At 47.7% G+C, this 15,975-nt stretch carries 13 protein-coding genes; 6 read left to right on the forward strand and 7 right to left on the reverse strand.

Going from position 1 to position 15,975, the window contains the following annotated elements; translation table 11 throughout:
• Window positions 1-539: 539 nt before the first annotated feature.
• Window positions 540-1,202 (reverse strand): DNA glycosylase, encoded by a 663-nt coding sequence (locus CAP50_RS11600; protein ID WP_075101977.1) that lies wholly within the window; start codon window positions 1,200-1,202, stop codon window positions 540-542.
• 457 nt (window positions 1,203-1,659) lie between these two features.
• On the opposite strand from CAP50_RS11600, the gene upp reads away from it, so the two are divergent.
• Window positions 1,660-2,307 carry a uracil phosphoribosyltransferase gene (upp, locus tag CAP50_RS11605; protein ID WP_075101966.1) on the forward strand — a complete coding sequence of 216 codons (648 nt, stop codon included), beginning with the start codon at window positions 1,660-1,662 and terminating at the stop codon, window positions 2,305-2,307.
• Window positions 2,308-2,381: 74 nt separating this feature from the next.
• Window positions 2,382-3,128: an SDR family NAD(P)-dependent oxidoreductase gene (locus CAP50_RS11610; RefSeq protein WP_075101965.1), complete on the forward strand. Its 747-nt coding sequence runs from the start codon at window positions 2,382-2,384 to the stop codon at window positions 3,126-3,128.
• Window positions 3,129-3,199: 71 nt separating this feature from the next.
• Here CAP50_RS11610 and CAP50_RS11615 read toward each other — a convergent pair whose 3' ends face one another.
• Complete coding sequence (locus CAP50_RS11615) at window positions 3,200-3,856, reverse strand: hypothetical protein (RefSeq protein WP_075101976.1); 657 nt, start codon at window positions 3,854-3,856, stop codon at window positions 3,200-3,202.
• Window positions 3,857-4,043: 187 nt separating this feature from the next.
• Here CAP50_RS11615 and CAP50_RS11620 point away from each other — a divergent pair, with 187 nt between their 5' ends.
• Window positions 4,044-5,021, forward strand: coding sequence for an alpha/beta fold hydrolase (locus CAP50_RS11620; RefSeq protein ID WP_075101964.1), 978 nt, complete (start codon window positions 4,044-4,046; stop codon window positions 5,019-5,021).
• A gap of 94 nt (window positions 5,022-5,115) precedes the next feature.
• Here the strand turns inward: CAP50_RS11620 and CAP50_RS11625 are convergent, their stop codons facing one another.
• Window positions 5,116-5,346 (reverse strand): DUF1653 domain-containing protein, encoded by a 231-nt coding sequence (locus CAP50_RS11625; RefSeq protein ID WP_075101963.1) that lies wholly within the window; start codon window positions 5,344-5,346, stop codon window positions 5,116-5,118.
• 264 nt (window positions 5,347-5,610) lie between these two features.
• Complete coding sequence (tyrS, locus tag CAP50_RS11630) at window positions 5,611-6,822, reverse strand: tyrosine--tRNA ligase (protein WP_075101962.1); 1,212 nt, start codon at window positions 6,820-6,822, stop codon at window positions 5,611-5,613.
• A gap of 240 nt (window positions 6,823-7,062) precedes the next feature.
• On the opposite strand from tyrS, the gene CAP50_RS11635 reads away from it, so the two are divergent.
• The 3 genes from CAP50_RS11635 to CAP50_RS11645 all read left to right on the forward strand — a co-directional run bounded on the left by CAP50_RS11635 (window position 7,063) and on the right by CAP50_RS11645 (window position 10,893).
• Window positions 7,063-8,448: an anhydro-N-acetylmuramic acid kinase gene (locus CAP50_RS11635; RefSeq protein ID WP_075101961.1), complete on the forward strand. Its 1,386-nt coding sequence runs from the start codon at window positions 7,063-7,065 to the stop codon at window positions 8,446-8,448.
• A 203-nt stretch (window positions 8,449-8,651) separates the two neighbouring features.
• Window positions 8,652-9,923, forward strand: a complete 1,272-nt coding sequence (gene fabF, locus CAP50_RS11640; protein WP_075101975.1) for a beta-ketoacyl-ACP synthase II — start codon at window positions 8,652-8,654, stop codon at window positions 9,921-9,923.
• A 124-nt stretch (window positions 9,924-10,047) separates the two neighbouring features.
• A complete protein-coding gene (locus CAP50_RS11645) occupies window positions 10,048-10,893 on the forward strand; it encodes a hypothetical protein (protein ID WP_241900766.1) in 846 nt (281 codons plus the stop codon).
• Between the two features lie 430 nt (window positions 10,894-11,323).
• On the opposite strand, the gene CAP50_RS11650 is transcribed toward CAP50_RS11645, so the two are convergent.
• The 3 genes from CAP50_RS11650 to CAP50_RS11660 all read right to left on the reverse strand — a co-directional run bounded on the left by CAP50_RS11650 (window position 11,324) and on the right by CAP50_RS11660 (window position 15,825).
• A complete protein-coding gene (locus tag CAP50_RS11650) occupies window positions 11,324-13,141 on the reverse strand; it encodes an aminopeptidase P family protein (protein WP_075101959.1) in 1,818 nt (605 codons plus the stop codon).
• A 418-nt stretch (window positions 13,142-13,559) separates the two neighbouring features.
• Window positions 13,560-15,122 (reverse strand): peptide MFS transporter, encoded by a 1,563-nt coding sequence (locus CAP50_RS11655; RefSeq protein ID WP_075101958.1) that lies wholly within the window; start codon window positions 15,120-15,122, stop codon window positions 13,560-13,562.
• A 271-nt stretch (window positions 15,123-15,393) separates the two neighbouring features.
• On the reverse strand, window positions 15,394-15,825 hold the full coding sequence (locus CAP50_RS11660; RefSeq protein WP_075101957.1) for a hypothetical protein: 432 nt from the start codon (window positions 15,823-15,825) through the stop codon (window positions 15,394-15,396).
• Between the last annotated feature and the right edge of the window lie 150 nt (window positions 15,826-15,975).

Below are 15,975 nucleotides of genomic sequence, written 5' to 3' on the forward strand. Positions count from 1 at the left end.
ATATATCTAATAACCAAGCAATGTGCTTATCGTTATTAGCGAGCCGACTATCATATCATAACGATTTGGTTTGTCAAGCTTTTTTATTTAATTTGTTTCTCAAGGTTCGCTGCGTTGTTACTATGTAATTTACCCTAGTAATGCTTGGCTCGTCCTGATGAGGTGCGTATTATAGACGTTTTAAATAAGTTGTCAAGAGATAAATTATCTTATTTTAAATTAATTTAGTAGGCTAGATAATTACTTAATAGCTGCGCTATTAATGTGTTAGTCAGTGGAAAACCACTTTCTGATCCGCCTTCCCTTTCGACTGGGTGGCATTATACGCGTATTTGGGTGGGGGTCAAGGGGCCAGACTTATTAATTAAGAGATTATTTGGCATGATGATTGATACTTGATATATATCAAACAGTTAACAGGGGAAATAATTTACCGCTAATCTCAATTTCTCTACTTTAATCTCAATTACTCTGCTTTAGCGTTTAGCCCTCTTGGTTCTCAGACGACGTTATTCTATCTATGCTTCTTTATGCATCCTTTATAGCTTGCCCATTTTTTCAAAAAAAGCTTTATAGGCGGCGATTTTTTTGTCTAGCGCCAAAGGATAAGCGCGTGAGGTGGAGGGCAGACGATATAAGGTCAGCTCTTTGACGGCAGGGTCTTTGTCATGATGCTGCCAATGATAAGGATACTGCATGCTTTGATTGGTCTTCGGATGCTTGGATTTGGCGGGTGGCTCCACTAGTAGGCTTAGCAAGACCTCAGTTGCTTTGCCGCCAGTGGTAAAGAGCGTCTTAACCTTTGGTACTTGCAGCAAGATATTATCTAAATCCACTGGGGTAACGACGGTTAGGTGTTTGTCCGACGCATTTCCGGTCTCACGAATGGCTTGCTTCACCGTCGGGCACGAGGCAATACCGCGATCAAACATAAAGTCACGAATACGCTCAGGATCAAAACGCTTTTCGCCCTCTACTCTAAAGTAATCAATATCGTCAAAAAACACGCCGCCATAAATACGCCACATATCATTATAAAAGTTTGGATAGTGAAAACGCATTGCCCATTTATCAGCGGTCGGTGGAAACGTGCCCATCATCATTACATTGGCATTTGCAGGCAGTACTGGGGCAAACGGATGGGTTTCTACTTCTAAAGCATCGTCTTTTGACAATGCTGCGTCGATTTCTGTATGAGACATGGGGTGCTGGTTGCTAGTTGGTTGATTGGTCATAAGATTCTTCATCAAAAAAGCGGTTTTTTTGGTATCATAGCAGGCCTAAACACTACTTCACCGACCCTGACGTCATATAGTCATCCATAATAGTAAAACATAGTCGATTTAATACAACATAGCATCCTCATTGATGCGCTCAATACGTGGCCGCTTACCATAACAATTCAACTTTGTTGATAATATTTTGCGCGGTAAGCATGTTGTGATAACTCTATATATGTCGCCATTTATGTAGTCAAAGAGAATCGTGCTGTCAAGAGATAAAAGCTCTAGGCGCGGTTGTTAGGCAGGCTAAGCTTACTGTGGATGCGCTAAAGGCGGGGTAACGTGTGGTAAGTGTTTGTATCTTTTATACTAATGGCAACCGCAGCGACTGCGCAAGCATCAGACCCAAAACCAAGCCAAAACCAAGAGAGTACTTATGAGTGACTTAAAAATTACTGTAATCGATCATCCGCTAGTCCGTCATAAACTCAGCCTAATGCGCGAAAAAGACTGTAGCACTTATAAATTTCGTACATTAACCAAAGAGCTTGCGCGCTTGATGGCGTACGAAGCAAGCCGTGATTTTGAAATTGAGACCTTCCCAATGGAAGGCTGGTGTGGTGAAATCACAGGTGAGCAAATCATCGGTAAGACGGCAACCATCGTACCTATCTTACGTGCCGGCATTGGCATGCTAGATGGTGTACTCGACCTGATTCCAACCGCTAAAATCTCGGTCGTCGGTCTACAACGTGACGAAGAGACTCTGCAGCCTGTGCCTTTCTTTGAAAAGTTCGTCAGCCACATGGACAAGCGCCCTGCCCTAATCATTGATCCAATGCTAGCCACAGGCGGTTCGATGGTCGCAACCATTGAGATGCTAAAGAAAAACGGCTGTACCAATATCAAGGCGTTGGTATTGGTAGCGGCTCCTGAAGGGGTGCGTTTGGTCAACGAAGCACATCCTGATGTGACCATCTTTACAGCGGCGCTAGACAGCCATTTAGATGAGCACGGCTATATCATCCCAGGTCTTGGCGATGCTGGCGATAAAATCTTTGGTAAACAGCTATTTAATAGATAAGCGCAAGCTGCCACAAAACAGCGCACCATTCATATCACAAAAGCCACATACGATATCACTTATAAGGACATAACATGAACGTATTGATCACAGGAGCAAGTGCAGGGTTTGGTAAGGCGCTGGCAGAGCGTTTGGTCGCAGGCGGTCACCAAGTGATCGGTTGTGCCAGACGCCGCGATAAGCTTGATGCACTGGCAGCTACATTGGGCGAGGCGTTTTTGCCGGTGGTCATGGATGTCAGTGATACAGCGTCTATCCCGCAAATCATTGCTGACTTGCCGGCTGGCTTTCAGCACATCGATGTTTTGGTAAATAACGCTGGGCTAGCGCTCGGCACTGAGCCTGCCCATGAGGCAGATCTCAATGACTGGATGCGTATGCTCGATACCAATATCAAAGGTCTGGTGGCGCTGACCCACGCTGTACTACCTGCGATGGTGGCACGCGACAGCGGTTATGTCATCAATGTCGGCTCTATCGCTGGCAGTTGGCCATATTTTGGCGGTAATGTCTATGGCGCGACCAAAGCCTTTGTCAAACAGTTTAGCTTAAATCTGCGCGCGGACTTAGTCGGTACGCAGGTGCGCGTCACCAATCTTGAACCAGGTAATGTCGCGGGCACTGAGTTTTCGAACGTGCGCTATCATGGCGATGATAAGAAAGCGGCCAAAGTCTATGACGGCTTTAAAACCATGACCGGTGAGGATATCGGCGATATTTTATTGTGGTTAATTGGATCGCCCGCCCATATCAATGTCAATCGCTTGGAAGTGATGCCAGTGGCGCAAACTTATAATGGTTTGACGATTGCTAAAGACTGACTATAAAAGACTAACTATAAAAAGTAAGCCTGCAAGCTCAAGCGATGTCAAAATAGCCGTAATTATTGTAGTTAGCGTAATTCATAATAACGAAGCAATATAGTCTCGGCTATATTGCTTTTTTTTATCTCGCTTGTCTCGATTACCTCTTCATTCACCAAGCGCAAATCTCTAAAATCCAGTATGAGCACTTCATTACGGGTGCGCTCGCTGGTACGCTTATTATGGCGTATCGGAAAGCCCATAACTTGCTTGCCTACTATAGTTAGCTGATTGACTACCGTCTGTGCAGGTTGCTCAGCACGGCTACTTGGCTGCGCATCGATGATAGCAGTCGCAGGATTGACCGTGGTGGTTAGCAACTTGGTTTGTCGTACCCGCTTTGGCATATCACCTGCAAAAAACAGCACTTGCCCCAGCGGTAAATACTGCGCATGCCGCGTCAGCTCACGGCGAAATAATGCGGGCATATCGGTATTAAAGCTGTCCTCGTTTTGCCGATAAAAAGCGGTAAAGTTCCGATGCAAATAGCGGCCAAACACACTGCTATTAATCCAGTCCTGATACACCTCATTGGCTAATAACTGTTGAGTAAAATCCCGAGCATCAGGCCTGCTCTCTGCGCTTAGCATCGCAACTAGTAGCGCCTGCGGGGTCGCAAAAGTTTGCTGCTGCCAGCGCTGTGGATACAAACTACTATCAAGCAAGGCTAACGTCGATTTGCTCACACACTCTCCCTTTATGTCATTGATAATCATTGATCGGCCGCTCATCCCTTAACCTGCTCGCCGCTATTACCGCTAGGCATTTTTTATGCTATGGTCAGTTTAATTGTTTTAATATAGCAGGGTTTTATCAGTGGCAAAACGTTTGCGTCAGCGCGATGCCCTGCTCTGCAACAAGGTATCATACCTGATGAAAACCAACCTATTTGCTGTGCCGCGCCCTGCTTTGTTCAATCAGTATCAGCTGCATACAAAAAACATCGAGGTGGCAAAAGGCACGCTGCTACCCATGTCAGTTATCGGCCACGGCAAGCCGGTGCTCCTGCTCCATGCGTACGGGATGGATGCACGTGAGTTTTTGCCATTTATCCTGCCTTTGCTCGGTCACTATACGTTTTATCTGCCACATTTACGCGGGTTTGGTGCCGCAAAGGATATCGAGCTGAGTGAGTTTGATTTTTTGCGGCAATACGCCGATGATCTCCATGTCGTCATTGAGCAAATTTGTTTGGCACGCAACATAGACGCATTGCCCGTCGCCGCCATCTCGATGGGTGCACAAGTGATGTGGGCGTATTTTTCGCGTTATGGCAGCGCAAGAGTCAGTCGTTATTTAAACATCGACCAAAGCCCTGCGATTCATAACCAGCCTGACTGGCAAGGCGGTTTGTTTGGTACGCGGCAGCGCGAGGTGTTTGCAGTCTTTCATGAGGTGGTGAATATGACGCTGCCGTATATTCAGCTCGAGAGTTTTACCCACCTGCCCTTTGCGCTCAAGCGCCGCGTCACTGATGTCGAGCGACAGTTTTCCTTACTATCCGTCAACCGCAGACGCTCAAAAGCGTTTATACAAGCGATGACTTATAAGAACGATCCTAAGCTTGCTCTCTATGATCACCGCATTTGGCAGCATAAGATGTGCTGTTTGCAAGCATACTTAAATCTGGAGTACGATTTTCGGGCGGTGATAGAAAAAGTCACCATTCCAGTCGTGAACTTAATCGGCGGTCGCTCACAGCTCTATGACGCTAAGTGGCAGCAGCAGGTGACGCAGATGCTACCCAACGCCACAGAAATCATATTGCCGCACTCTGGTCATGCGGTACCGATGGATGAGCCGATTGGCTTTTATAAAGCATTGAAGGGATTTTTGGAAAATGAGCTATAGGCGATATGGTAAAAATCTGGGTCAAAAACCCAGCCCACGACAGCGTCTCTTAAGCTTCTACTCAAGAGCTTCTATTCAGCCTTTCTATTTCGAACTAATCAGCTAACGCTTTCATCAGCTCAAATCTAGCTACTTCCTTACCATCAACTTCAACAGTTTCAGTAAACATCGCTAATGGTCGTACCCACACGCCATACTCACCGTACAGACAACGATAAATCACTAGTAGCTCTTCGGTTTCTGAATGCTGCGCCGTATGCAAGACTTGGTAGAGATTGCCTTTATAATGACGGTAGATGCCTTGAGGGATTTTATTGTCTGTCATCTGCATGTCCTAGTATGTCGCCAAACTATCTTAACAAAAAAATAAGGCCGACCATCATGTCGACCTTGTTTTAAATATCAATAGTTTATCCCAGTGCCTTGTTTTCAGTGACTTGTTTCCAGCCACTTATAGTCAGTTGAAAACAAAACTGTCATAATTTCCAAAGCGCTACTGGGATGAATGTTGCGCAGCCTCTGTGTATACAGCACGCAAGGAAAATTTATACCAGTAGCGCTATAACATTTTTAAATTGAATCTACTATATTAGGCCACCGTCACTTTTGCATAGGCTTTTTTGCCCGCTTGGATAACCACTGTCTGACCTGAGGTTAAGCTAAAGCCTGCATCGACCACTTCGCCATCTACTTTTACTGCGCCGCGTTTGACCATGTCTTTGGCTGCTGAGTTGTTTTTGGCAAGGGCTGCTTGGTTCAATATTTGCGTGATAAATAACGCATCCGCGCCTTCTAACTCCAACGTCACCTCTGGCAGGTCAACTGGCAGCTCGCCATCAGCAAGTACGTTGCCCGCTGACTTGTGCGCATTAGCAGCAGCGTCGGCATCATGGAAGCGCTCGATCAGCTCTTCAGCAAGGATACGTTTGATCTCTTGTGGATTGCGACCGTTTTCCATCTCTGTCATCAATGCTTCGACTTCTTCCATCGGCTTAAAGCTTAAAAACTCAAAGTAGCGGCGGATTAAGGTATCTGGCATCGACAGCAGTTTTTGGTACATGGTACCTGGGGCATCATAGATACCGACGTAGTTGCCAAGAGATTTTGACATTTTATTGACGCCGTCTAGCCCTTCTAAAATCGGCACCGTGATACACACTTGCGGCTCTTGACCATAGCGACCTTGCAGGGTGCGACCCATTAGGATATTAAAGGTTTGGTCGGTACCGCCCAGCTCGACGTCGGCTTTGAGCGCGATTGAGTCATAGCCTTGCACCAATGGGTACAAAAACTCATGGATGGCAATCGGCGTTTGCGCCGCGTAGCGTTTGGAAAAATCATCACGCTCTAGCATACGCGAGACTGTCAACTGGCTTGATAGCTGAATCATGTCCCCCGCCGACATGTCGTTAAACCACTCAGAGTTAAAGACAATCTTGGTTTTTTCTTTATCCAAAATCTTAAAGACTTGCTCAGCATAGGTCTGGGCGTTGATTTTGATTTGCTCATCACTGAGCGGCGGACGCGTGGTGTTTTTACCAGAGGGGTCACCAATCTTGGCGGTATAATCCCCGATGAGAAAATAAATCTCATGACCCAAGTCTTGGAAATGCTTGAGTTTATTAATCAATACCGTATGCCCCAAATGCAGGTCAGGCGCGGTAGGATCAAAACCGGCTTTGATACGCAGCGGACGACCCAGTTTTAGCTTGGCAACCAAGTCCTCTTCTGAAAGGATTTCTTGCGTACCGCGCTGAATCAGGGCCAGTTGTTCTTCTAGAGTGTGGGTTTGAGTGGTCATGATGCTCTCTTTATTGTCTTTATTAAAAGGGTAACGCGTTTGGGCGAATGCTCCCGAGTGCCAAAATACGATTAGCAGCGTCAAATTCGTTTAGTCTACTAGATATAGCATCTGCTCTATATTAGTACCTGCACTTGTTTTTCTTGCTACTCTATTTTTGCAAACGGGATTGGCGTTTCGTAGCCAGTAAAAGATGTTAGAATTTGAGGGATATACTAGCGTTTTTTAAGGTAAATTGCCATGGCCAACCCTGTCCAGACCACGAATGATCCAGAAAGTAATCAGATTTTAGCAGCTGACCCTTTAGCAGCTGACGAAAATGCCCATTATGCATCGCTCACTGATGCGTTAGAGCAAACGGTGTTTGAAAGCTTTGATGACGGTCTATATATCGGCATGATGTCTGGCACCAGCTTGGATGGGATGGACGCGGTGCTTTGTCAGTTTGCCGCCGACATGAGTCATGAAGAGCAGCCGATGCAGCTTTTAGCCACTTATAGCCAAGACTTCCCGCCGCGCCTGCGCGAAGTGCTGCTCGCTCTGTGTCAGCCTAATGGTATTCAAGCATTGACGCCGAGCGCTGGTGAGCCAAACAACCAGCCAAATAGCGAGCTGGACTGGTTTGGCTGGGCAAGCAAAACCTATGGCGAGTTTGCCAGCGAGGTGGTCAATAATTTATTGCAGCAGTCAAATACCGATAGCGAGTCGGTATTGGCGATTGGCTGTCATGGCCAGACGGTACGCCATCGCCCACAAATGGGTTTTAGCCTGCAATTGGTCGATGCCAATATCATCGCTGAGCGTACGGGCATCAGTGTGATCAGCGACTTTCGTCGCCGTGATATGGCAGTTGGCGGGCAAGGCGCGCCCTTGGTGCCAGCGTTTCATCAGGCATTATTTGCTGATCCTGATAGTACGCGCGTGTTATTAAACTTAGGCGGTATTGCCAATATTACCGTCTTGCCCGCCAGTAATCATGCTGACAACGATCATGCTGCCAATGATTATACTGATAGTGATACTCCTGATACTCATAGCCATGTCGTTGGCTATGACACTGGCCCTGCCAACTTATTACTTGATGCGTGGACCGCGCTGCATACCGACAATGACTATGACGCAGGCGGTGCTTGGGCTCAGTCTGGCCAAGTAATAGAGCCACTCCTAAATCAGCTGCTAGAGCATCCGTTTTTTGCCAGATCTTATCCTAAGAGCACAGGGCGTGAGGAGTTCAACCTAGAGTGGCTACAAGAGGAGCTACAAAGGTTTGATCAAGCATCGGCGCATATTCGTTACTCATCCGCTGATGTACAAGCGACCTTAACCGAGCTGACCGCCATTAGCGCCGGCGCGCAGATTCATCTGTTTGTACAGTCTCATAAAAACAGCGCGGTGTATGTCTGTGGCGGCGGCGCGCTAAATGACTACCTGATGACGCGGCTACAAGCACACCTGCCCCATTGTCATGTCACCACGACCGCAAGCTTAGGACTGCATCCAGCTTGGGTCGAAGCCGTTGCCTTTGCTTGGCTGGCGCGGCAAACCTTGATGGGCGAAACCGGCAATCTACCTGCGGTAACAGGCGCCAAAAAGGGCGTGGTATTGGGTCAGGTATGTTTTGCCTAGTCGGTCAAATTTTAGTTTACATACGTACACTTATGTGTTTTATAATGACGGTTAAAATACCTTCTTTTTAGGATCGCACGTACAGGATATATCGCATGAGCCAACATAGCAGTTCACCGAACACGCAAGCCGCCCCTTCTAATGCTGGCACTACCCAGCAAACACCGCGCCAAAAGCCGCCGCATTACCAGCGCCCAGATGAGATGCGTGTCGTGGTCACGGGTATGGGCGCTATCACGCCACTTGGCCTCGATGTCGATAGCTCATGGGCCAAGCTCATCAATGGCGAGAGTGGTATTACCCCTATCAGCCATTTTGATGCCACTGATTACCGTGCGCAAATCGCTGGGGTGATTAAAGACTTCGATGCCAAACAATACATGAACGCCAAAGATGCGCGCCGCTATGATGAGTTTATGCATTATGGTGTGGCGGCCTCAGCCATGGCGTTAAAGGATGCGGGGTTCATCGATGAGGTGAGCGCGGCCGATGCGCCGGTACAAGGCGTCGACGCTGAGCGATTTGGTATCATCTTAGGCTCAGGCATCGGTGGTATTCAGACCATCGAAAACAGCCGCGACACCCTACGCGAAAAAGGCGCTGGGAGAGTATCGCCCTTTATTATTCCAGGCTCGATCGTCAATATGGCCGCAGGATTGGTTGCGATCAAACATACCCTAAAAGGCCCAAACCTCGCCACTTCGACTGCGTGTACCACTGCCACGCATGCGATGGGACTCGCGGCACGCTTGATCGCTTATGGCGATGCGGATGTGATGCTCGCTGGAGGTAGCGAAAAAGGCTCAAGTCCACTTGGCATGGCAGGGTTTGGGGCGATGCATGCGCTCTCTACACGCAATGACGAACCAACCAAAGCCTCACGGCCATTTGATAAAGACCGTGATGGCTTTGTGCTCGGCGATGGCGCAGGGGTGGTGGTACTCGAAAGCCTCGCCCACGCCAAAACGCGCGGCGCTACGATATTGGCCGAGCTGGTCGGTTTTGGCATGAGCGACGATGCCAGCCATATCACCGCGCCCCCAGAAGACGGTAGCGGTGCCGCTCGCGCAATGAAAAACGCACTCAATGACGCGGGCATCGAGCCTGACGCAGTGGGCTATGTCAATGCTCATGGCACCAGCACCCCCGCCGGCGATGTCGCGGAGTCCATCGCTATCGAAACCGTCTTTGCGCCTGTCAAAGACAGCATCTTGGTCAGCTCAACCAAATCAATGACAGGGCATCTACTGGGCGCAGCTGGAGGTATTGAGGCCATCTTTACCGTTCGCGCGCTGCAGCAACAGCATGTACCGCCCACCATCAACCTAGACAATGTCGAGGACAACTGTAACCTCGATTATGTCGCGCACCAATCCCGAAAAGTGGAAAATTTACAATATGCCGTGTCCAACAGCTTTGGCTTTGGCGGTACCAATGGCTCTTTGATATTTGCCCGCTGGCCTATCACCGCCTAAATACGACCGTCTAATACGGCGCGTTGTAACTTTGGTGTCAGATTTGCTACGTTTGTGCACTTGCAGCCCCTTATCGTACTTGCGTATGATAAGGGGTAATTTTTGTACATTTATGGAAGATACCATGTCAAGCTACTCATTTTCTCATCAGTTTTATCAGCGCTGGACGTGTGCTCCTGAGCCTGTACGCGCCGCCATCACCCAAGAGCTAAAAGACATCATCACCCTGCTACAGACCCAGACGCCGTTTGAAAGCTTTGTATTTAGCACGCCTGATCTAGACACTCATGTCGATGAGCTCTACGACAACCACGATGCCGAGCAGGCCATTGCAAAAGCCATCGCCGATAAGCAAGCGCAAGCGGATGCCAAAGCAAAACAAGAAAAAATAAAAGCAGCAGAGGACGCAAAGCGACAAGAAGAAATAGCCTCAAAAGCACAAGCCGCACAAAAACAACCACCGCATAAGCCAGCAGCAACTGATGATAAAGAAAATAGTACCCATCCAGCCGCCCGTCAAGAGCCCCACCAAAGCACCAAATCAGACGCGCCTGACACCGATAGTAAAACTGACACAGCACAAGCTGGCATAGCAAAAACACAAAGTAATAAAGACGCTACCACCAGCGGCCAGCCGCAGACCGTCCGTGCCCCTGAACGCAGCGGTGAGGAAGCGCAAACGGCTGATCAGCAAACCACTCATGATAAAAACCATGATGCCAATGTCAACAAAGCGGTCAAAGCCATCAAAGATAAGGCCAGTACAGCCATCAAGCTGACACTAAAAGAGGAGCCATCTAGCGCCGCGCATCTAGCGCTCATCCGTGAGCTTGAGATGCAGATCGATGACTATCTCAGTGAACAGATGATGCTGATATCAGAAAACCTCAAATCATGGCTCCATGCTGAGGTGGCACAGCAATTGGGTGAGACAGAGGCTTTAGATCAGCCTATCGTTAACCCTCAATAAAAAGAGCACGGCTATGCCAGCGTGTTACTGGCTTGGTTTTATAGTGGTTTGGGTATTGGATATTGAATGTTGGTTATATGCCCAATAAAGACAGCCAAAAACTATAGATATCGGCTGATAATTTCAACAAATAAGCCCCGTAAACATTTACGGGGCTTATTTATTGGGCGTCTACTAGGGCGTGTCTTCATTTCAAAAAATGGTGATAAAAATGAGATAAATTGCAGTTAAACAAGGAAAATAGCGCCGTTAATATCGGGATATTGACCAGCTATTTGACACCGTTTGGCTAGATTTAGCCATTTTTAGCCCATTTAGATAACTATCGAGTGAATTGAAGACACGCCCTAGCGTGTGCTCATTTCAGAAATAAAGACACGCCCTAGCGTGTGCTCATTTCAGAAATAAAGACACGCCCTAAGGCTTTCGATTAAATCGATTGAGTACGCTCAGTCAGCCAATCAAGCGCTGCACCAGCAACGCGATCTTTTAGCTCAGCATAAACTTGACGATGGTAGTCGTTTAGCCACTCGATCTCTACTTGATTAAGCAATGATTTATCAAGCAAACGGGTATCAATTGGGCAATAAGTGACGGTTTCGAAGTGTAAAAATTCACCAAATTCACTCTCGGTAGGGTTCGCAACTGGGGTGTTGACCACCAAGTTTTCGATACGAATGCCCCATTTACCTTCGCGGTATAGACCCGGCTCGTTACTGGAGATCATACCTGCTTTCATGGCGCGCTCTTTTGGCGTACTGGCACTATAAGCAATGACTTGCGGGCCTTCATGGACGTTTAGGAAGTAACCGACGCCATGCCCTGTACCATGACCGTAGTCCATCTGTGCTTGCCACAATGGCGCACGGCAGATCGCATCAATGAGTGGTGAGGCGATACCATCAGGGAAGCTTGCACGCGCTAAAGCAATATGGGCTTTTAGTACTGTGGTAAAGTCGCGTTTGTGTTCATCGCTGACTTGGCCAATACCGACCACGCGAGTGATATCGGTGGTGCCGTTTTGGTACTGCGCCCCTGAGTCGATCAGCAACAATCCACCCTCACCCTCAGCGACATCAAGGTAGCTGAATTTTTCTGGCGTCGCACGGTAATGCGGCAATGCACCGTTTTCATTAAAGCCTGCAATCGTTGGAAAGCTTGGCGATACATAATGTGGCTGCTGACTACGCACCTCAATCAGCATACTATCAACGTCCAGCTCACTCAGACGCTCGCCGTTTGCTAAACGCTGCTCAAACGTGGCAAAAAACTCACACAAGGCCGCACCATCTTGGCGCATGGCTTCACGGACATGCTCGATATCGGCGTCAGACTTGACAGATTTGAGTAACGTGCTGGGAGCGATTTGCTCGATAAAGCCCACATCATCGGCCATCTTTGATAGCGTACCCACTGCGACTTTACTTGGATCTAATAACAATAAATCCTCTGGCGTCAACGCACTCAAGGCGTCTTGTACTGCATCATAATCAGCAAGCGCGATACCGCTGTCCTCTAAGGCTTTTGCGATATCGCTGCTGACTTTGCTGTTATCGACAAATAATGTCGCACTGTCTGCACTGATGAGCATATGCGCCAAAAACACGGGATTATAATCGACATCGCTGCCGCGCAGATTGGTCAACCATGCAATATCATCTAAGCTTGAAAGCAGATGATGAGTCGCGCCAGCCTCCTGCATCCCTGAGCGTACCGCAGCAAGCTTGTCGGTCGCAGACTGCGCCACAAACTGTGCATCATGCTGATATAACTTTGCTGATGGCAGCGCTGGACGATCTGCCCATATCTCGGTCAGTACATCACGCTCAGTAATTAAGGTAATATCGTTGGCATCAAAAGCGTCTAGTAATTTATCTTGCTCAGCGATAGACAACACATTACCATCGACCGCCACATTATCGCCTTCTGCTAAATGCGTCGCCAACCAATCGATATGGTTTGGCTGAGCTGGTGCCAGTTTTTCTAAGCTGATACCTGTACCCTCCAGCTGGGCGGCGGCATGTACCCAATAGCGGCTGTCCGTCCACAGACCCGCAAAATCGGCGGTGACCACTAGAGTACCGACAGAGCCTGTAAACCCTGACAACCACAAACGCGCCTGCCAATACTCTGGTAGATACTCTGATAAATGCGGATCCGCTGACGGTACGATGATGGCCGTTAGATCTTGGGCGGCCATGCGCTCCCGTAAACTTGCAATACGATCATGAATGTGTTGTTTATTCATTAAAATTTTCCTTATTGGTTTTGAAGACAGTGGGCAAGCGAGGTTGTATTAAAAAATACGACGACGCGGCGACTATGGATAGTCGTCTTATTGGCGCGGGTAAATGAGTAAGCGCGCATTGAATCGTATTGAATGGTCAATAGCCATTGATGCAAATACTGACCATGCAGAAGTGATAAATAGCCAGATATTATTAAGATGTTTGGGCAGATAACAAGCTTTCAATGCTGGAATAAAAAAATGCTTGAACAAAAATATGTCATGGCTTGAGCAAGATTGGTCACGGATAAAAACGATAAGACGTGCTACCAACCATGGTAACACGTCTCATCATCAGCCTATTTATTGATGCACAAAATTAGTACTTGGCTATCCTGACCATTTACTCAAACGCATCCGCTAACTTTTTGGGTGTCGTTTAGCTAACATGATCAGCCTGTTCGCTGTTTTTGAGCATGGTGCTGATGGGCTTGGCCAATAGCAACAAGATAACCGCCGTCACTACCAAAAAGACGGTCATGGTCGTAAATAGCGTTGGCAACCCTTCAATCTTGTCCGCTGAGACATGTCCACCGAAAAACGCGGCAACCAAGTTACCCATGGCGACAGAAGCAAAGAACAGCCCCATCATCTGACCTTGCATACCTTTTGGCGCAAGTTTGGTCATCGATGACAATCCTACTGGACTCAGTGCCAGCTCACCAAGCGTCAACAGCAACAAGCTACCGACCAGCCATAAAGGGGATGCTAGGCCAGTCTCATTGGTCAAAATGTTTTTTGAGGCAATAATCATCAAGCCAAAACCTGCCGCAGTAATCAACATACCAAGCGCAAACTTGACCATACTGTTTGGCTCGATACCTCTATTACCCAGCTTGACCCAAAGAATACTGACAATAGGAGCGAGTAATAAAATAAACAGCGGGTTTAGCGACTGAAACCAAATACTTGGTATCTCAAACCCTAAGACATTAAGGTCGGTATAGCGATCAGCAAATAAGTTAAATGAGGTCGGCTGCTGCTCAAAGCTTGACCAAAACAGCGTCGAGCCGATAATCAAAATAAAGCAAATCAATAAACGCAGCTTATCGGTTTTATCAAGGCGCGGTGAGACAAACATCACGGCAAAATAGCCAATCACCACGGCAGCGATGATATAGGTCATATACTCTGCGACCATGCTTGCCTCAAACGGCATGATACCGGTGGCGACCAGCACAATCACAGCCACCAATAATGCCACAAATCCTGCGACCCAGCGTCCGACATTATGATAGCGGTCGTTAGAGCGCTCCCACTCAGCACTGATGCCTTTGGCTTTGGCATAATGGGTCAATGTTTTTTGGGCAGAAAAACGATAGATAAGTAGCGAGATGAGCATCCCCAAACCACCGACCCCAAAGCCGACATGCCACATGCCCTTTTCTTTAAATATCCCAACGATCAGCGCGGCCAATAACGCGCCGATATTGATACCCATATAAAACAAGGTAAAACCACTATCGCGGCGTACATCACCTTTGGTATACAGCGCCCCGACCATCACCGAGATACAGGTCTTAAATAACCCTGAGCCCAAAACAATACAAATCAAACCGACAAAAAACAGCGTCATACCAAACATCGCCGAAAGCGCGATACATAAGTGACCAAGGGCAATAATGATACTGCCCCACCACAGCGCGCGCTCTTGTCCGAGCCAGTTGTCTGCCAGCCAGCCGCCAGGGACGGCTGCCAAATATAATGAGCCAGCAAAGATACCATAGATAGCAGAAGCGGTGACTTCATCAAACCCAAAACCACCACTGCCTACCGTCGCCACCATAAACAACACCAATAGCGGGCGAATACTATAATAAGAAAACCGCTCCCACATCTCCGTAAAAAATAGCGGACGCAGCGGCTTTGGATGCCCCATAAAACCGTTTTCTAGCGATTCTAATTCAGCGGCACTCACCCCTGAACTTGCTTCTTTGCTCATAAGATTATTCCTTTAAAGACCACTTTAACAATGACCAAACCCCTATTTATTCAGATAAGCGGTCATATAGGAGCAATATTGTTTCACCTGTCTATCGGCAAGTAAAGAATTAATTGGTCAATAATTACACAGTGGCTCACAAAAAAAATCGCCCTCATTAGCTGAGAGCGAGTATTTGTGGCATTGCCAAAAGACAAATATCAGTCACTATGACAAGATAACGATCCTGTCATAATGAGAAAAAAACAGCCCGTATCTAAGCAAGAACACCTTATTGTGCGGCAGTTTCACCCGCTTCCACGTCGCCATCCGCTTGCTCTGCGGTCAAATCAGCATCGGCAACCGCCGCTTGGTTGACCGTACCAGCGGCAGTGGCGGTGCCTGCTTCTGCTGCTACCACGGCACTATCTGCATCCGCTGGCATCACAGTCGCATCTGTCGCTGGCGTAGGTTCGGCCGCTTCTGCTGTTTCCGCTGGGGCTGCATCGTCCTTAGCCTCTGCACTGGCCGCCGCTACTGGCGCGGTCGCTGCTTCATCAGCGGCGACTACAGCTTCGGTCGTCTCAGCAGTGATATGCTCGCCCGCTGGACGCAAAAATCCAGAAATACCGATAAGTAAGACAATACCTAAAAACAAGGCTGTGCCGACTAGAGCATATAACAGCTCTTTTTTTGGGTTGTTATTGACGATACCTTCTGACATATCTTATCCACCTTGCACAAAATATTTGAAATATTGACCCATTATATCGCAATTTATAGCGATTTGTTAAAACCCTTAAGTATTTAAAGGATTTATTATGGGCAGTTTTTTTCATGACTTGAGCACCTTAGCGTTATTATTTGCTTTAAA

Origin of the sequence: Psychrobacter sp. L7 (assembly GCF_002810365.1) — a bacterium.
Taxonomy (GTDB): domain Bacteria; phylum Pseudomonadota; class Gammaproteobacteria; order Pseudomonadales; family Moraxellaceae; genus Psychrobacter; species Psychrobacter celer.